The 18,446-nt window shown below is 60.7% G+C and carries 13 protein-coding genes; 9 read left to right on the top strand and 4 right to left on the bottom strand.

The features are described from left to right. Nucleotides 1-18 precede the first annotated feature (18 nt). Nucleotides 19-2,115 carry a PAS domain-containing sensor histidine kinase gene (locus tag P3T25_RS03620; protein ID WP_429357506.1) on the bottom strand — a complete coding sequence of 699 codons (2,097 nt, stop codon included), beginning with the start codon at nucleotides 2,113-2,115 and terminating at the stop codon, nucleotides 19-21. Between P3T25_RS03620 and P3T25_RS03625 the strand changes: the two genes are divergently transcribed. After that, nucleotides 2,098-2,235: a hypothetical protein gene (locus P3T25_RS03625; RefSeq protein ID WP_429357507.1), complete on the top strand. Its 138-nt coding sequence runs from the start codon at nucleotides 2,098-2,100 to the stop codon at nucleotides 2,233-2,235. The genes P3T25_RS03620 and P3T25_RS03625 overlap by 18 nt on opposite strands. Before the next feature lie 427 nt (nucleotides 2,236-2,662). Here the strand turns inward: P3T25_RS03625 and P3T25_RS03630 are convergent, their stop codons facing one another. Then, on the bottom strand, nucleotides 2,663-5,401 hold the full coding sequence (locus P3T25_RS03630) for a LuxR C-terminal-related transcriptional regulator (RefSeq protein ID WP_266236739.1): 2,739 nt from the start codon (nucleotides 5,399-5,401) through the stop codon (nucleotides 2,663-2,665). Between the two features lie 447 nt (nucleotides 5,402-5,848). Here P3T25_RS03630 and P3T25_RS03635 point away from each other — a divergent pair, with 447 nt between their 5' ends. The 3 genes from P3T25_RS03635 (at nucleotide 5,849) to P3T25_RS03645 (ending at nucleotide 8,597) form a co-directional block, all read left to right on the top strand. Then, nucleotides 5,849-7,231, top strand: a complete 1,383-nt coding sequence (locus P3T25_RS03635; protein WP_266236737.1) for a sensor histidine kinase — start codon at nucleotides 5,849-5,851, stop codon at nucleotides 7,229-7,231. A gap of 347 nt (nucleotides 7,232-7,578) precedes the next feature. Further along, nucleotides 7,579-8,187 carry a response regulator transcription factor gene (locus P3T25_RS03640; protein ID WP_429357508.1) on the top strand — a complete coding sequence of 203 codons (609 nt, stop codon included), beginning with the start codon at nucleotides 7,579-7,581 and terminating at the stop codon, nucleotides 8,185-8,187. Between the two features lie 44 nt (nucleotides 8,188-8,231). Next, entirely contained in the window at nucleotides 8,232-8,597 is a 366-nt protein-coding gene (locus P3T25_RS03645; RefSeq protein WP_154566806.1) for a response regulator, read from the top strand. A 21-nt stretch (nucleotides 8,598-8,618) separates the two neighbouring features. On the opposite strand, the gene P3T25_RS03650 is transcribed toward P3T25_RS03645, so the two are convergent. After that, entirely contained in the window at nucleotides 8,619-9,296 is a 678-nt protein-coding gene (locus P3T25_RS03650) for a TetR/AcrR family transcriptional regulator (protein ID WP_154566805.1), read from the bottom strand. Nucleotides 9,297-9,359: 63 nt separating this feature from the next. On the opposite strand from P3T25_RS03650, the gene P3T25_RS03655 reads away from it, so the two are divergent. Beyond that, entirely contained in the window at nucleotides 9,360-11,492 is a 2,133-nt protein-coding gene (locus tag P3T25_RS03655) for an alpha/beta hydrolase fold domain-containing protein (protein WP_154566804.1), read from the top strand. 65 nt (nucleotides 11,493-11,557) lie between these two features. Continuing rightward, nucleotides 11,558-13,258 carry a long-chain-fatty-acid--CoA ligase gene (locus P3T25_RS03660; protein ID WP_429357509.1) on the top strand — a complete coding sequence of 567 codons (1,701 nt, stop codon included), beginning with the start codon at nucleotides 11,558-11,560 and terminating at the stop codon, nucleotides 13,256-13,258. A 188-nt stretch (nucleotides 13,259-13,446) separates the two neighbouring features. On the opposite strand, the gene P3T25_RS03665 is transcribed toward P3T25_RS03660, so the two are convergent. Next, nucleotides 13,447-14,211, bottom strand: coding sequence for a ParA family protein (locus tag P3T25_RS03665; RefSeq protein ID WP_429357510.1), 765 nt, complete (start codon nucleotides 14,209-14,211; stop codon nucleotides 13,447-13,449). Between the two features lie 265 nt (nucleotides 14,212-14,476). On the opposite strand from P3T25_RS03665, the gene P3T25_RS03670 reads away from it, so the two are divergent. The 3 genes from P3T25_RS03670 to P3T25_RS03680 are packed head-to-tail and all read left to right on the top strand — an operon-like array spanning nucleotide 14,477 to nucleotide 18,366. After that, nucleotides 14,477-16,120, top strand: a complete 1,644-nt coding sequence (locus P3T25_RS03670) for a fatty acid--CoA ligase (protein WP_429357511.1) — start codon at nucleotides 14,477-14,479, stop codon at nucleotides 16,118-16,120. A gap of 22 nt (nucleotides 16,121-16,142) precedes the next feature. Continuing rightward, a complete protein-coding gene (locus P3T25_RS03675) occupies nucleotides 16,143-16,613 on the top strand; it encodes a MaoC family dehydratase (protein WP_154566798.1) in 471 nt (156 codons plus the stop codon). Nucleotides 16,614-16,659: 46 nt separating this feature from the next. Next, nucleotides 16,660-18,366 carry an alpha/beta fold hydrolase gene (locus P3T25_RS03680; RefSeq protein ID WP_266236721.1) on the top strand — a complete coding sequence of 569 codons (1,707 nt, stop codon included), beginning with the start codon at nucleotides 16,660-16,662 and terminating at the stop codon, nucleotides 18,364-18,366. The last annotated feature ends 80 nt before the right edge of the window (nucleotides 18,367-18,446 follow it).

Below are 18,446 nucleotides of genomic sequence, written 5' to 3' on the forward strand. Positions count from 1 at the left end.
TCCAGCACCATGCCCCGCTCAGTGACTGGCCGCTCCACTGATCTCGACGTCCGGATACGCGGCGTCGTCGCTCAGGGCTGGCAGAACGACGCTAAAGGTTGACCCGTAGCCTTGATTATTGGCGGCAGTAAGACGACCCTCATGCGCTTCGATAATGGAGCGCGACACTGCAAGCCCGATACCCATTCCCGTGCTCTTGGTCGTGACGAATGCGTCGAATATGCTGTCGCCACCCACGATGCCCACACCGTTATCGGCCACCTCGAGTAGCACGGACCCGTCGCGAAGCGCCTTTGCGGTAATGAGAATCTTCGGTGTGCGCCCCGAGTTTTCCGTGGCCTCTATTCCGTTCGTGATCAGATTGATCAGGACCTGCTGAATCTGTATCTGGTCGACGAACACCGGCGGCAGGCCATCGGGCAAATCGAGGTCGATGTCGGCGGTTTGCCGGGTTTCGTCTTCCCGTAGCAGCCGCACGGATTCGAGGACCATGTCTTTCACGTTACGCTTGCGCTTCTGGAATGATTGGCTCTTGAACAGCGCACGGATGCTTTTCATCGTCTCGTCGGCGGAATGGGCATCTCGAACGACGCTTTCCGCGGAAGTCCTGGCTTCGCTCAAATTGGGCGGGGACGCTGCGAGCCACCGATTGCAAGCCTGCGCATTGGCGATAACGGACGTGAGGGGTTGATTGAGCTCGTGCGCGATGGAGGCGGAGAGTTCGGCGACCGTGGCAATCTGGGTTGCCCGCGCAAGTTCAGCCTGAGTGTGCCTGAGCCGGTCTTCTGCACGCTTGCGTTCGTCAATATCAAGACTGAGTCCATACCATTGAACAATGTTGCCGTCGGCGTCCCTCATTGCTTCACCCGTGTGCTGGTACCACCGGTAAATCCCGTCTTTTCGGCGAAGCCGGGCGGTGTGGCAGTACGGTTCGCCAGTCTCGACCGAGTGTGTCCACGCTTGAATCATGGTGTTCAGGTCGTCAGGATGGCAGGTCTTCTGATAGCCGGCGCCCGCGAGCTGCGAAAGATCCAGACCAACGAATTCGACGATTTTCCGATTGATGTAAGTGAGCCCCCCTTGTGGGTCATTGCTCCAGAGCATGGCGGGAATGGTCTCGATCAGTTCGTGTAGCTGGTGCTCCCGCTGTTCGAGCGCGGCTTCCGTTTGTTTGAGATCGTCGATGTCCGTACATACGCCGAACCAGTGCAGGATCTGTCCGCTTTCGTCGCGAAACGGTTCGCCGCGAGCGAGATACCAGCGCAGTGTCCCATCGGCGCCTGCAACCTGGTACGTGTCCTGATACGACACACCTTCGTAGACAGCTTGCCGCCAGCGCGAGCGGACACGAAGACGGTCTGCTTCCGGGATGAGACGAAGCAACATTTCTCCGTCGAATTCTTGCTCGGTCTTTCCCATGAAGGCGAGCATTTGCCGACTCCATCTGTCGACTTTTCCTTCCGGCGTGGCTCGCCAGATCATCGCGGGCAATACGTCGACGAGTCTTCGCAAATTAAGCTCTTCCGTGCGAAGAACCTCCTGAGCCAGCTGCCGCTCGTGGATATCCGTCGAAAGTCCATACCAACTCACGATATCGCCGTTGGCATCGCGCATGGGCGTGCCTTTGCATTGAAACCAGCGATATGTGTTGTCGGCCGCGCGCAACCGATGGACCGAGTCGTAGGGCCTCCCGCTAGCGAGGGAATCTTCCCAGACCTCAAGGGTTGATGGAGCGTCGTCCGGGTGCACCAGGTCAAGCCAGCCGCGCGCTCTCAGCTCTTCGAACCGTAGGCCGGTGTAATCCTCAGTGCGCCTGTTCATATATTCCAGGCGGCCATGAGCGTCCGTCCGCCAGAGCAGGCTGGGAACATTCTCGGTCAGCCAGTTCAGTTGCGCTTCCCGTTCACGGATCAACTCTCTCGACTCGCTTGCCGTCAGCGCCTGTCGAACCTTGTGATCGAAATCATCATCCTTCGAGTGGGCCGTTGAGTCTGGCCGTTGGATGTGCCGGGGGCGTCGGGAGACCAGTTCGGCACAAAGCCATACCGCGCCGATTGCGACGGCGCAACGGCCGATCGAGCCGGAGGATAGAGAAGGGTGACCGGCAGTCAACATCGTTCCGGCGATCCCAAGCGAGACGAAACCCGCGGCGAGACGCCCAAAGCTGCGGTCGAAAAAGTGCGCGACCAGAACAACCAGTACGAGGCCGAGGCAGCCCGTGACCGGTTCGAGTAACCCTGCCACGCCTGACGCGCCGGCTATGGCAACGCTGAGGGCGGCAACCCGGGACGAGCGTGGAATCAACACGGTAAGCATGTCAACCTCGGAGTTCGTCGACGTATTGGATAGTGGTACTCCACATTTTCACATCAATGCCGGGATTTTCCAGCGAAAAGCTCACTAGCTTGCAAAGTGAGCGGAGAGGGTTGATGGTTATTTCGTGTCGTACCGCGAGGTCTGATCGTGCGCACCGTTGTGGCACGAATCGAGTACGAGGCAATGGAGATAGGTCATACCATTGCGGACGGGTGCCTTTTCAGGAACTGCCAGTCAGGCAGATCAGGAAAAAGAGAAGGGAAAAAAGTTTAATTTAAGACTTCGCATCGGATGGCGCCATTACATATTCATGTCGCTAACTCATGTTGCTAACTTCAGCATGCGGCTAGTCTGAACCCACAAGACCGAGGTCCCGCGCACGCGCAACAGCTTGAGCGCGCTTATCGACACCGAGTTTCACGAAGACGCTTTTCAGATGAGATTTGACGGTTTCAGCGCCAATTCCGAGCACATTCGCGATTTCCTTGTTCGACTGTCCGCGCGCAATCAGGTCGACGATTTCGCGCTCCCTTGAACTCAGCGACCCGCGCTCGGTATCGCGTCGACGGTGGCCGCCTGGCTGATAGAGAATCCGCGCGCCGTCGAGCAGATGATCGACGTAGACGATCAGTTCGTTCGAGTGCTCCGTCTGCTCCACGTCTTCACGAACGGCGTCCAGCAGCGATCCGATGTCCGGCCCCACGTCGAGAATGGACTGGTACACGCCCGCGGGCGCGGCGACCTTTAGGACTTCGCGAAAGATCCCGATCGCACGGGCACATTCGTTTGCTGCCAGCCAGACCAGTGCAAGCACGGTTCGCAGGCGTATCGCCTGGAAATCTGCATGTTGTCGTTCGGCGCTCTGCAGCGCGGCGCCCAGCACCGCGGCGGCTTCTTCGGTCCGCTGTTGGGCCGCGGCAACAGCGGCCGCTCCGAATGCACGATAGTTCTCGATCTCGAGCGAGATGGAACGCGAAGGATGGGCGTTGGATCCCGCCATCTGATCGAGTTGCGCGACGCACGCAGCCGCTTCGACCATCCTGCCTTCCGCAAGATATAGCCGTGTGCGTTCAACGAGGGCAGCGGCGGTCATGCGGTCCCATTGACGTTCGCAACTCAACGCCTGAGCCCGGTCGAGCAATGCGTACGCCTGCGTCACGTCCGAACGCGCGGCGGCGATCCGGATAAGGAGGCGGTAGGCAATCAACACGCTATCGAGCAGGACCGCAATGTCAATGACCGGCATCAACCCGGCAACCAGTGTTTCAGCTTTGTCCAGCCGGCCTTGTTCGTACCAGATCTGGCCGATCATCGGTGCGCATAGCGCCACCGAGATCGAATCGGGACCGGCATGGCGTTCGGCCAGTTGCATCGATTCCGTGAAATACCGTTCGGCAAGCCCGAAGTGCAACTGTTGCATTTCCGCATGTCCCAGCAGGCACAGCCGGTAGACCGAAGAGTACAGATTGCGCTGATTTTCTTCGGCGGAGTAGGACATCCACGGCGTTGCATAAAGCGCTTCGAGATTGCCGGCCTTCCAATGGGCGAAGCGCACGACGTTGGATGCCACATTGGTGGTCCAGATATCGGTGGTCGGCCCCTCGATGCATGGTTCAGCGATAACGAGCGCGCGCTCGGGATCGTCCTGCAGGCCCGCGACGACCGAGCGGATCGCCTGGCATTCCCGCCGGATTTCTTTGGCTTCGGCGCCAGTGTCGGACGCGAGATCATGTTCGACTACATCCAGCATCGCGAGCGCCTCTTCGAAATGCATGGCGAGCGCCATGCCCCAGGCGATGGCCAGTGTGACCTTCACCTGCGCCCCGGCCAGACCGGCGGGAAAGCGGCGCTGCAAGTCGAGTAGCGTGAGCAGGTCGCCTTTCTTGACCAGCGCCATCGCGCACCGCTCCATCAGACGAATCGCGTTATCCGTGCTGCCCGCGGCGATCGCGTGTTTGACTGCCTCCGTCCACAGTTCCTGATCGGCATACCACGCGCACGCGCGGCAATGCAGTTCCGCCACCTCGTCGGCGTGCTGTGTCTCGAGCTGGGCACGCAAGTATTCGCCCATCAGAGGGTGATAGCGGAACCATTGCCCGTTGTCGTCGAGCGCCTGCAACAGCAACTGCGCCCCGGCGGTTTCGTCCAGCATAGGCTGGCTCGCGCGCAGGCCCGTTACAGCCTCGCAGAGCGGCGCGCTCAACCGGTCGAGTATCGACGTGCGCAGCATGAACCTGACCATGTCGGGGGACAGGCGCTCGAACATGTACTCGATATAGGCGGCGAACGGCCGCGACGTACCGGATGGCGCATCACGCTCCCGAACCGCCTCGCCATCCTTGCGCGATAGCATGGACATCTGGATGCGCAGCGCCGCAGCCCAGCCCTCCGTGCCCGCAAAGAGCGTCTGGATGTACGAAGCGTTCAGCGTGCCGGGCAATGTGCGTTCGACAAAGCGCCTCGTTTCGTCGAAGTCGAAACGCAACACCGACCCGTCGATTTCCAGCAGTTCGTCGCCTGCTCTCAGCCTCGCGAGCGGCAGCGGCGGATCGGTGCGACTGCAGAGGACCACGTGCACATGAGGCGGCGCCTTTTCGATCAGGAACGACATCGCGTCGTGTATGGCTGGCAGGCTCACCTGGTGATAGTCGTCCAGAAACAGGACGACATCATCATCGACTTCGACAAGCTCATTGACCAGTGTGGAAACGACGGCGTGTAACGGGACGAACGCGGCGTCGGCAGTCAGACTGATCGCCGCGGCGCCGACCTTGTCGCAGGCATGCCGCAACGCGTGCGCCAGATAGTTGAGGAAGCGCGCGGGTTCATCGTCTTCTGTGTCGAGCGACAGCCACGCCACTAATGCACCGTTCGCGCGCAACCGGTCGAGCCAGCTGAGCGCCAGCGAAGTTTTGCCGAATCCGGCGGGCGCCTTGATCACGGTGAGACGTTTGTTCGCGGCGCGCTCGGCGAGGCCAGCGAGCCGAGGACGCGCGATGAGATCCACCGGCACGCGTGGCGGAACGATCTTCGTTGCCAGGAAAAGGTGCAGTCCGCTCGCGGATGTCTCTCCAGTCACACGCATGTTTCAGTCACCCATTGTATTGAGCCAGCCAATTGTTGGGAGGCGTGCTTGCCGCCACCCCCCGTTTATAGAAGCGCATCCCCCGGGTCGGGGGAGGGGGAACTCTCCCCAATCTGGGGGATGGTAGGTCGCGTCGCGCCAGGCGACCATACGTGTACCGGATTGAGATTGAAGCGTGCCCCAGGCCAGGGGCAACGCGCCTGCCGATCACTGCCAGGCGGCTCATTGGCGCCTCGCCAGGATCGACTCATTTTTCGCCCCATGATACGCCGCGTCGAATCCCGTTGCAGGTGTCCGGCAGGCACCGGTCGGCGCGCAGCCGTATAGGTCACATAAGCCGCTGCCCCGGCGCTCCTTGTCTTTCGAAATCGTGCGTCCGTTATTGATGGGTGTCTATCCGTGTTAGCCAATGTTCCAAGAATCAGCGATTACTTGCGGGAAAAAACCGTGTCGATCGCAGCCGATCTGACGCATGTCGTCGAACGCACGCTGGCGATACTGACGCAGATGGACGGATACAGGTTGCTCGCACCGGTGGCGCAACGGGACGTTCGCGAATCGGTCGCGCTGTCGACCAAAGTCTGGTTCGAGACGCTGTTGTCGGGTGAGTTCCCTTCTGCGCAGGACATGGACTTGTTTCGGGAAATCAGTCAGCGACGTGAGCATCAACGTGTGCCGCTGCAGAGCCATTTGCAGGCATTGCGTCTGGGGTTGCGGGAAATCTGGAGCGCCTATATCGCGCTCGGCGAGTTGGACGAGCGTATTGCCAAAGAACTTCTGGCCGACGTCTCGCTGTATCTGCTGGACCACTTCGATTTCATTGCGCAGACCATTGTGCGGGCCTATCTGGGCGAGCAATACCGGCAGCCACGGTGGGCGGAACTCGCCGTTGCCATCGAGGAAGGCGCGCGCCGCTCCGAAAGCGTGCGGCATCATCTCGTTGCACTCATCGAGCAGCTATTGGCCGAGCCAGACCTGCTCTCGAGGCTCGACGTCGAGCAGGTTCGGGAGCACCGCGGTACCGAAGGAGCCGGCGCGCAGGTGATGAAGTTCTTCGGCCTCGATGTCGACATCGACGACGGCGCGGAATTGTCGAAGGCCTTGCGCGACGCGCAGGAGAGGCTGGCGCAGGCATCGCGGCTCGCGGCCGTGGCTGAACTCTCTGCCTCCATTGCCCACGAACTCAACCAGCCGCTCCAGGCCATCGTGGCGCATGGGCACGCCTGCGTGCGATGGCTCGCTGCAACGCCGCCCAGGCTCGACAAAGCCAGATACTCGGCCGAGCAGGTTGTGCACGACGCGAATGCCGCGGCAGACGTGGTAAGCCGCATTCGCGCTCTTTTCAGGCACACGGCTCCGCAAAAGGTCGATCTCGATGTCAACAAGCTGATTCTTCAGGTATGCACGCTGATGGCCGACGACATCCAGCACAACGCGGTTTCGCTCGAGACAATCCTCGGCGAAGACGTGTCGAAGATCAGCGCGGACGCGGTTCAGATTCAGCAGGTGATCGTCAACCTCGTGCGCAACGCAATTGAAGCGTTAGCGGCAACGGAGGAGCGACCGAGGCTGCTGGTGATCCGCTCACGTCGCGATGCCGGCAATGTGGTGGTCGATGTGGAAGATCACGGTGCAGGGCAGGTGAACTTCGAGAAGATTTTCGAGCCGTTCTTTACCACGAAAAAAACAGGCATGGGTATGGGTTTGGCAATCTGCAAGTCGATCGTGGAAGCACATGCGGGCCGGATTGGGGCCGTGCGCAATGTGTCCCGCGGCGTGACCTTCAGCTTCAGCCTTCCGATAGAGAGATCGAACGCAACCTCACGTTGACGATAGCCGAGGGTATCCTCAGCCGCCTCCGCCAATCAGCGTGATCGGCTTTGGCCTCGCTTTGGTCTTGCTTCGGCCTCGCTTCGGTCTGAAAGCAACGCGCTGTAGCCAGACATCTTCCCAGCCTACTGCTTCATATCGGGCCGTGATATTACATATTTATGTAATGCAGAACACGGCTTCCTATCCTTCCGGGCGACGATTCCGGCGGCTATAATTTTTTGTCGGCAGGACCACGTAAGAACAACATTCAACGAGATTGTCGTGGACCGTCCGTGCCGACGTCAGGCTGGGTTTTCACCCGGCAACGGAGAAGGCGCATGAAATCCGCAAGTGAGGTGGTGTATGTGGTCGACGACGACAAGCGGGTGCGAGAAGCACTCACCTCGCTGCTGCGCGCAAACGGAAGAGATGCCCGCGCATTCGATTCCGGCACGGAGTTTCTGGAAACACCGCGTCAAAATAGTGTTTCATGTCTGATTCTGGATTTGCGAATGCCTGACATGAGTGGGCTGGAAGTTCAGAAGCTCGTCAGTGACTCGCAGATTCCCGTCATTTTCATTACCGGCAAGGGCGATGTGCCTTCCACGGTCCTCGCCATGAAGGGTGGGGCGGTTGACTTCCTCACTAAGCCTCTCGATGAAGACGAGTTGATGCGCGTGGTTGCTGCGGCGCTCGCAAGGGCGCACGTTCTTCGCAAGGAGGCGGACGATGCGGCGATGCTACATGCGCTTTATCAAACGCTCACGCCTCGTGAGCAGGAACTCCTGCCGCTGCTTGCCAGTGGCCTGCTCAACAAGCAGGCGGCGGCAGTACTTGGGATTACCGAATACACGGTGCAGGTCCATCGCGGCCACATCATGAGAAAGATGCGAGCGGATTCGTTTGCCACGCTGGTCAGGCAGGCGGGCAAACTGCAGCTCGAAACGTCGCCCATAACCACTTTCTGCGCCTGACGCCAACGCCAATTCGGTGTTGGACTCGATGACCGGAGAAAAAAATGTCCACGCCTCCGGTTCGAACCGTGGCCGTGATTGATGATGACCGACGCGTTCTGACGTCTCTGGCGAACCTGCTGGCCTCCGGCGGGTACGGAACACGGGCCTACGAATCCGCTCTGGATTTTTTTGCCGACGGCTACGCGGGTCTGGTATGCGTCATTACCGATCTGGGCATGCGGCCCGTTGACGGCATTCAGGTGCTCGATAGAACGGTTCATTCAGGCGCAGCCACGCCGGTCATCATTATCACGGGCAAGCCGAGCGAGCAAACGGAAGACTACTATCTGCGCAGAGGCGCACTAGGTTTCTTCCGCAAACCTGTTGATGGAAATGCGTTGCTGGACATGCTGGATAGCATTGCTTAATAACGGCGCTGGCACTCGCCGTCAAATCCCCCCCAACAGGGACCGCGTTTCTTCCGACGGCTCTGCGGTGAGTATGTTTTCAAAGCTGTCCATCAAGTTGGCCACGGCGTATTGCGGCGACCAAAGCCCTCCCGAATCGCCACTGTCCCGGCTCGCTTCCCACGCTGCCAGCGAGGCATTGCCGTAGATGCCCACGAGCGACAGTCTGTGATCGACGATTGCCGGCGGAATATCGGCAAGCAGGTTCCGGAGCAGGGCGTTGCAACGCTGATAACCCAGATTCCACTTGTTTTCCAGCGCTTCCCGCAAGAACGCGCGGTCGTTCAACTGCAAGTTGGCGATCATGCGGATATACGTCGCCTGACCCGTACGATCCGCCAGCTCAAGCATCGGAAAGAGCAGCGCACCTAATACCGCACGTACGTTTATCCCTTCCTCCGCCTCCAGTCTGTCGAGCCGCGCCTGACGGTCTTCGTCTATCAGGCGCGCACCGTCGACGACCAGCTCACGCGCCAGTTCAAGTTTGTTGCCGAAGTAGTAGCGCAACGAGGCGCTGTTGCGCTGCCCTGCGGCGGAGATGATGTCCTGCACGGACACCCCATCCAATCCGCGCAGCGCGAACAGGCGTTGGGCTTCCTCTTTTAAGCGAGTTCGTGTCTCCGCCCCATCCGAGCGAAGGGTTTTCCCTGGCGTCGTCATTACTTTACCGTGTCGGGTTAATTAACTACACTGCAATAACTAACTCGGTAGGAGAAACTTAGCATGAAAGTCATAGTTGTTGGAGGAGGCATTGGTGGACTCACGACCGCTCTGGCGTTGCTGCGCCACGGTATCGAGCCGATTGTACTGGAGCGCGCCCCGCAATTGACGGAGGTCGGCGCGGGCGTCCAGATCGCTGCGAACGGCACGATTGTGCTGCGGGAACTGGGGCTTGAGCCGGCGCTGGCGAGCATCGCGACCGTGCCGGCGCGTTTTGACTACCTCGAACTGTCGACAGGGCGTCTCCTGTACGTGGCTCCTTTGGGCAAAGAGGCCGAGGCACGCTACGGCGCGCTGCTCTACAACGTTCACCGCGCCGACCTGATCGACCTGCTCGCGAAGGCCGTGCCGCCCAATGTGATCCGGCTGGGCGCAGAGGTTGCGTCGGTGTCCCAGGACGACGAAGGCGCCTACGTCACGCTGCAAAATGGCGAAGTGATTCGTGGCGACGCCGTGATCGGCGCGGATGGCATTCACTCTGCCGTTCGGACGGCCCTCCGGGGATCCGAGGAGAAGCAGTTCGCCAACATCCTGATGTGGCGCTCGCTCATTCCCGCTGACCGGCTCGCGGGCCTGAGGTTGCCGGTGGCGGGGAACAACTGGTTCGGCGTGGGCAGGAATATCGTTTCGTACTGGGTGCGCAAGGACCTCTACAGCATTCTTGCGTCGGTGCCGGCAACCGAAGTGAGCCGCGAATCGTGGACGCAGTCGGGGGACGTAGCGCAACTGCGGCGCTCGTTCGAGGGTTCTGAGCCGACCGTCCAGAAGATGCTGGAAGCGGTGGATTCAACGTTCATCACGGGGATGTACCACCGGGACCCGATCGAACACTGGAGTACCGGACGCATCGCACTGCTCGGCGACGCTGCGCATGCAATGGTGCCGTACCTGGCGCAAGGCGCCTGCCAGGCGATCGAAGACGCATGGGTCCTCGCCACCTGTCTCAAGAACCATGGCCCGGACGGCATTCAGGACGCGCTGCTGGAATACGAACGGCGCCGCCAGCCGCGTACGACGCGGATTCAGGCGGGCGCGCGCTTTGTCGTCGACTGGGCACACGAGCCCGACGAGGCGCGTGTGCGCCAGCGTAACGGACGCCTGAAGGGACTCTCGCGTATCGATCCGCTGGCAGAGGCGTCGTGGTCGTTCGCCTGGGGGCACAACATCCTCGAGGCCGTCAAGTTGCCGCCGGGCGAGGTCGTAGGTTTGAGCGCGGCACGCGAAGGAAAGCGGATGGCGCGCCCCGAGAGTCAGCGTGCTTTCGATCTCTGGAAGGGCGTGTTCAAGCCGGATGACATTGCGCGTGGCGACCGGGGGCAGCGTGCAGCCTACGAACGGTTCCTGCTGGAGCAGTTCCCTGCGCAGGCAAGCACCGAAGTGACGGACGTCGATCTTCACGGGGTGAGCGCGTTGCGCGTGGTTGCAGCGGGAGCAGGGCACAAGGCGACCGTCTTGCACTTCCACGGCGGCGGGTACGTGCTGGGTTCGGGGAAGAGCTCGGTTGAATACGCAAGCCGTCTCTCACGCGCGCTGAACGGTCCGTGCTACACGGTCGACTATCGCCTCGCGCCCGAGCATCCGTATCCGGCGGCATTCGATGACGCATTCAGCGCCTATCGCGGTTTGCTCGCTGCGGGTGTCGATCCGTCGACGGTGTTCCTGAGCGGCGAATCGTCCGGGGGCGGCCTCGCCCTGGCGCTGGCTGCTGCGCTGCGTCGTGCGGGGCTGCCATTGCCGGGCGGCGTCATTGCAATCTGCCCGCTCACTGACCTCACGCTTGGCGGCCCCTCCGTCATGGCGAATTCCGGAGACGACCCGGCCGCGAATCGCGAGACGCTTTCCAATCTTGTCGCGTCTTACTTCCAGGGTCACGAGCCGACCGATCCGATGGTGTCGCCGTTGTTCGCGGATCTCGCAGACCTTCCGCCGGTGTTTCTTTCGGCGGTGGAGGGCGAGGTACTGGAAAGCGACACGACTCGTTTCGCAGAGCGGGCAAAGGCAGCCGGCGCGAACGTGACCTTGAAGATGGTGAGCGATTCGGTTCACGTCTTCACGCTCTTCCCATTCTTGCCCGAAACCGCCGAGACGCTCGAAGAAATTGGCCAGTGGAGTCGCGAGCTCGCGATTTGCGCGTGACGCCAGCACCCGGTTTCAAGTCGCTTTGCCCTATCACCGCATTTGGTTTCATGCCCGGAGTAGACATGACGGCAACATCAACGCGTCGGCGGGTCGACGTGCCGCGGCAACTATCCGCGCCGCAGACATCGCTGTACACGAATCTCGAAGTTTCCGCGGACCGCCATCCGGAAAAGGCCGCAATCCTTTACTACGACAGCACCGTCAGCTACCGGCAGTTGCGGCACGAAGTCGATGCGATGGCCGGATTCCTGCAGCAGCACTGCGGCATCGCCCGGGGCGAGCGCGTCGTCCTGTACATGCAGAACAGTCCGCAGTTCGTCATCGCCTTCTATGCGGTGCTGCGCGCGGATGCGGTAGTCGTGCCCGTCAATCCGATGAACCGGACGTCGGAACTGCAACACATACTTGAAGATAGCGGGGCTAGGGTCGCCTTTGTGGGCGTTGAACTCATGGAGCACGTGCGGCCGCTGTCGGGCCGTCACGTGGACCATGTGATCTCTGCACGTTATGCCGACTATCTTCGCGACCAGACCGATCTGCCGCTGCCCGACGTTCTGACATCGTCCGTAGCGCAGCCTCATGCAGATTCTGTGAACGGACATGCCGCTCTAATCGGCTGGAACGACGCGCTTGCTCGTGCGTGCGTTCCGCGCGGCCACGAATCCAGGCCCGAAGATCTGGCGGTCATTCCGTACACGTCCGGCACGACCGGTCGCCCCAAGGGGTGCATCCATACTCATCGTAGCGTGATGCATTCAACGGTCTCGTGCGCTGAATGGCCGAGCCTCGCGAACGAGAGCGTAATGCTGTGCTCCGTGCCCTTGTTTCACGTCACCGGCATGCAGAACTGCATGAACATGCCGATATACATCGGCGCCACGATGGCGATCATGACCCGCTGGGACGCGAAATGTGCCGCGCACGTGATCGAACGCCACCGCGTAAGCACATGGGTCACGGTTCCCACGATGCTCATCGACCTGCTGAACCTGCCGGACGTCGGCAGGTTCGATCTGAGCTCCATTGCGTACCTGAGCGGCGGCGGTGCCGCGATGCCGCAGGCTATCGCGCAGGAGATAGAGAAGCGTTGGGGCATCCCGTACGTGGAAGGGTACGGCCTCACCGAGACCATGGCAGCGACTCACATCAATCCGCCGAAGCACAGCAAGCAACAGTGCATGGGCGTGCCGGTCTTCAATACCGATTCACTCGTCGTCGATCCCGAGACGCTCGAGCCTCTCGGTGAAGGAGAAACAGGCGAGATTCTCGTCAGCGGGCCTCAAGTGTTCGACGGGTATTGGAAGTCGCCGGAAGCCACGCAAGAGGCATTTGTTCTGATCGATGGGAAGCGCTACTTGCGCACGGGAGATCTCGGCTATGTAGATCGGGACGGATACTTCTTCATCGTCGACCGGCTCAAACGCATGATCAACGCCTCCGGCTACAAAGTCTGGCCGGCCGAGGTCGAGGCAATGTTGTTCGAGCATCCGGCCGTACAGGAAGCGTGTGTCATCGCGACTCACGATCCGCGTCGAGGCGAGTCGGTCAAGGCGGTCATCGTGCTTCGAAACGGCGAGCACGTGACGGAAGAAGAAATGGTGCCGTGGGCCCGTGAGCGCATGGCGTCCTACAAGGTTCCGCGTGTCATTCAGTTTGCCGCCAGCTTGCCCCGTACGGCGAGCGGAAAGATCCAGTGGAGACTGCTGCAGGAAGAGGAAACGCGGAGTCGAAACGCTCAATCCGAAGGCCGCCGGTTGGATTGATATGTTGCCTGCCGAAGCGAGCGATGAGTAGTCGCAGCAGGGCAGGTTAGGCCTACCGGTGACACCAAAGGATGAAGTGTTGGTTGAGCTGGCAGGTTGATCAGATCATCTCGGCCCATTGAGTCACGCAAGGGCCTGTCATCAGCATGAACAGGCCCTAAGCTTCCTGCGGGACGAAGAGTTCCTTTTTACCCAACCAGCTCGCGATGCAACGCCATGAACTCCAGAGCAAGCTTATGCCGGGGATCGAGGTGAACCATCGGTTTGGCGTGCTGATGCGATTCGCGAATCCTCACGGAAGAAGACAGCCGGGACTCCAACACCGGCAAACCCTCGCTTACCAGTTCCTCAACCAGTTGGAGAGGCAGGCTCGCGCGAGGCTGAAACTGGTTGATCACAATCCCTTCGACTTCCAGATCGGAATTATGGTCCTGCTGAATTTCCTTAACGTTGTCGAGCAGCGTATAGAGGGCGCGACGAGAAAAATCGTCGCAGTCGAACGGAATCAGGCAGCGCTCGACCGCAATCAGTGCGGAGCGGGTGTAAAAATTCAGGGCCGGCGGCGTGTCGATATAAATCGCGTCGTACTCATCCAGTTCATTCAGGGCATCGCGTAGCTTGTAGATTTTGTAGCGAGATTCGAGCTTGCCGTGCAAAGCGTCAAGCTCCGGGTGAGAGGGCATCACATCGAGGTTCTCGAACGGCGTGGGATGGATGAAGGTCGAGACCGGTGTCGGCTTGAAGCTGAAACTCAGGGCCGTTTCGAAGAAGTCCGCCACGCTCGGCTTGAGCCCGCTCGCCTGCTCGCCGAGAAGGTATTGGCTGGAATTGCCCTGAGGATCGAGATCGATGACCAGGGTGCGCATGCCCTCGCTGGCGCTGATCGCCGCCAGGTTGCATACGATGGTCGATTTACCCACGCCACCCTTCTGATTGAAGACGACACGCCGCATCTGGTTTGCCCCTTTTTGCGAGAACTGGCGAAAACTTGCGAAAGACACAGCTTACCCTGGCGGAACGCCCCTTAGCCCGGCCTCAACGGCCGTCCCCGCGCCGCGGCCCTTGCTCCGCGGCCACTTCCTGACAGTTCCCCTGTTCGGGGGATGGCTCCCCCTTGCCAAAAACTCGATGATGGCTTCACTCGGGATGCCACCGTGCGCGACAAGCACCGACTGACCTGTGTCAGCCCGATCCATTTCTCGACTTGAGGAGACGTAGATGCAGGACGCCGTGCAGGGATCGACGCCATCCCCTTATGCCTATCCGCTGCTGATCAAGCAACTGCTGCATACGCCGTTCGTTCAGGCGCCGGATCAGGAAATCGTGTACCGCGGCCAGTTGCGGATGACCTATACCACGCTGAGAGAACGCATTGCGCGGCTCGCCAATGGCCTTCACGAGCTCGGCGTACGGCACGGCAGCACCGTGGCCGTGATGGACTGGGACAGTCACCGCTATCTGGAATCGTATTTTGCGGTTCCGATGATGGGCGCCGTGCTTCAGACGGTCAACGTGAGGTTGTCGGAGGCGGAAATCGCCTACACGATCAACCACGCTGGCGCAGAGGTGCTGTTCGTTCACACCGATTTCCTGCCCGTGGTCGAAGCGATCAAGGATCAGCTTGAAACGGTCCGCACCTTCGTGTGGATCGACGAGCCGGGCAGTGAAGCGAGCGCGCACACCATTGCATTCGCCACGGAATACGAGGCGATGCTCGCCGCGAGCGCGACGAGCTACGATTTCCCCGACTTCGACGAGAACACCCGGGCCACCACCTTCTACACGACGGGAACCACCGGCCTGCCCAAGGGCGTGTACTTCTCGCACCGCCAGCTGGTTCTGCACACCATCACCTTGATGGGGGCGCTGTCGAGCCCGGTATCGGGACAGCGCTTTCATCGCGGCGACGTCTATATGCCGCTCACGCCGATGTTCCATGTGCACGCATGGGGCATGCCCTACATCGCGACGGTGATGGGCGTGAAGCAGGTCTATCCGGGTCGCTATGTGCCCGATCGTCTCGTGCAACTGATCCGCGAAGAAGGCGTCACGTTTTCGCACTGCGTCAGCACGATCCTGCACATGCTGCTTTCGTGCGATGACGCGAAGCACGCGGACTTCAGCAAGTGGAAGGTGATCATCGGTGGCGGCGCGTTGCCGCACGGTCTCGCGCGCGCCGCGCTGGACCGGGGCATCGACGTCTTTACCGGCTATGGCATGTCCGAGACCGGTCCCGTGTTGAGCCTCGCGCAACTTCCGCCTAACACCGGGCCGCTCGATCTTGAAGAAGAAGTACGCCTGCGTTGCAAGACTGGTTTCCCCGTTCCGCTCGTCGACTTGCGCATCGTCAACGAGGACATGGAAGACATCGTGCACGACGGCCGGGCCTACGGCGAGATCGTTGTGCGTGCGCCGTGGCTGACGCAGGGTTACCTGAACAATCCGGATGCGTCCGTGCAGCTCTGGACCGGCGGCTACCTGCATACGCAGGACATCGCGAACATCGACTCAACCGGCAACATCCAGATCACCGACCGTATCAAGGACGTCATCAAATCGGGCGGCGAGTGGATCTCTTCGCTCGAAGTCGAAAGCCTGATTTCGCTGCACCCGGATGTCTCGGAAGTCGCGGTGATCGGGATCAAGGACGAGAAATGGGGCGAACGGCCGGTTGCGCTAGTAGTGCGCAAGCCGGGTGCCGCGGTCACCGAAGAGGACGTCAAGGCACACGTCATGGGCTTCACCAAAACCGGACGGATCTCGAAGTACGCGGTGCCGCAGATCGTCAAGTTCGTCGACGCGCTGCAGAAGACGAGCGTCGGCAAGATGAACAAGAAGTGGTTGCGCGAGCAATTCGCCTGACCCGTCGCAAGGAGCAAACACGATGAGCATCAAAGGATATAGCGTCGCCACGATCGACGACTTCGTTGGCCGCGAATTGGGCGTGTCAGACTGGGTTGTCGTCGATCAGGCGCGTATCGACGCCTTCGCGGCATGCACGGGCGACAGGCAGTGGATTCACGTGGATCCCGAGCGCGCGAAACGCGAAAGCCCGTTCGGCGGCACGATCGCGCACGGCTATCTGACGCTGTCGCTGCTGGCGTCGCTCGCGATCGAGATCGGACTCATTCCTGAGGACGCATCGGCTGGGCTGAACTACGGGCTGGACAAGGTGCGCTTCATGACACCGGTGAAAGCGGGAGCGCGGGTGCGAAACCGCGTGACGCTGATTTCGGTGGAAAAGAAGGGCGGCGGCCGGATCATCGTGAAGACGATGAACGAACTGCAGATCGAGGGCGAGGAGAAGCCGGCGCTCATCGCCGAGACATTGGCGATGCTGGTCTCGCAAGCGTAAGCAGCACTGTTGACGAAACGGATAGAGATGTTTGAGGAGCAGCAAGATGGCGGCAAATGACGAAAGCAAGGCACGCAGCGAGCAGACGAACGACCTTGCGGCGTCTGCCGCGGAAGGCATGCTCGGACCGAATCCGTTCGTGGGACTGCGGCCGCGAGACATTATGGCAACGGCGCAGCAGATCGGCGCCCAGGCGCTGCGGCAACCCGCGTTGCTCATGGAGCAGGAGGCGGCGCTGGTCCGCGACCTGATCGCGGTGCTTGGCGGCAGCGCGGACAGTACGCCGCCGCAGGGCGACAAGCGCTTCACCGACCCGGCGTGGCAGACGAATTCGCTTTACCGCATGACGCTGCAAACTTACGTGGCGTGGCGCAACGCGTTGACAGGCTTTGTCGACCGCTCCGCGCTCGACCCGAAGAGCAAGGAACGCGCGCAGTTCGTGCTGTCGCTCTTCACCGACGCGCTGTCGCCGACGAACACGCTGCTCGGCAATCCCGCCGCACTCAAGAAAATCATCGATTCGGGCGGCGCCAGCCTGCTTGGCGGCATGCGCAATCTCGTGACGGATATGCTGCAGAACCAGGGGATGCCCGCGCAAGTCGACAGGTCGGCGTTCAAGGTGGGTGAAAACCTCGGCACGTCGCAGGGCGCGGTGGTCTTTCGCAACGAGGTGCTCGAGCTGATCCAGTACGCACCGGCGACGGAGCAGGTGTACGCCCGCCCGCAACTGATCGTGCCGCCCCAGATCAACAAGTTCTACGTGTTCGACCTGTCCGAAGGCAAGAGCATCGTCGACTATCTGGTGAAGAGCGAGTTCCAGGTGTTCATGGTGAGCTGGCGCAATCCCACCGCTGCGCAGAGTCACTGGGACCTCGATACCTATGTGACGGCGCTCCTCGAAGCGATCACGGCCGTGCGCGACATTACCGGCAGCGACGACGTCAACCTGCACGGCGCCTGCTCGGGTGCGATGACGATTTCGGCGCTCCTTGGCCACCTCGCAAGCCGCGGCGACACGAGCGTCAATGCCGCCACGCTGATGGTCGCGGTGCTGGACAACACGGCTGATTCGCAGCTCGGTCTCTTTGCAACGCCGGAAGCCATTGCGGCCGCAAAGCAGAACAGTACATCGAAGGGCGTGCTCGCCGGCGAAGAAATGGGGCGCGTGTTCGCGTGGATGCGACCCAACGATCTCGTCTGGAACTACTGGGTCAATAACTATCTGCTCGGCAAAGCGCCGCCCGCTTTCGACATCCTGTATTGGAACAACGATGCGACCCGGCTGCCTGCGGCGATGCATGGGCAACTGCTCGATATCTTCACGGGCAATCTGTTCAGCAAGCCTCGCGCGTTGACGGTTCTGGGTACGCCGATCGATCTGTCCGAAGTGACGTGCGACAAATACGTCGTTGCCGGCATGACCGATCACATCACGCCGTGGAAGGGCGTGTACAACACGGCGCGCACGTTCGGCGGCAAGACGCGTTTCGTGCTGAGTTCGAGCGGTCATATCCAGAGCCTGATCAACCCGCCGGGCAATCCGAAAGCGAAGTTCTTTCTCAATACCGATTTGCCCGCCAATGCCGACGCATGGCTTGCCAGTGCTCAGGCTGAAAAGGACTCGTGGTGGGCCGACTGGCGCACGTGGCTCGCCGATCATTCCGGCGAGCGGCGTGCCACCCCGACGACAGTAGGCAACAAGCAGCATCCCGCGGGCGTGAAGGCGCCGGGAACGTATGTCATGGAAGCCTAAGGCACTTAAGGCACCAAGGCACACGCACCGGCGCACTCATTGAGCGCACTTTTGAGCGCACCGCAGTCAACATTTTCTTA

This window comes from Paraburkholderia sp. GAS32 (assembly GCF_050434225.1).
Taxonomy (GTDB): Bacteria; Pseudomonadota; Gammaproteobacteria; order Burkholderiales; family Burkholderiaceae; genus Paraburkholderia; species Paraburkholderia madseniana.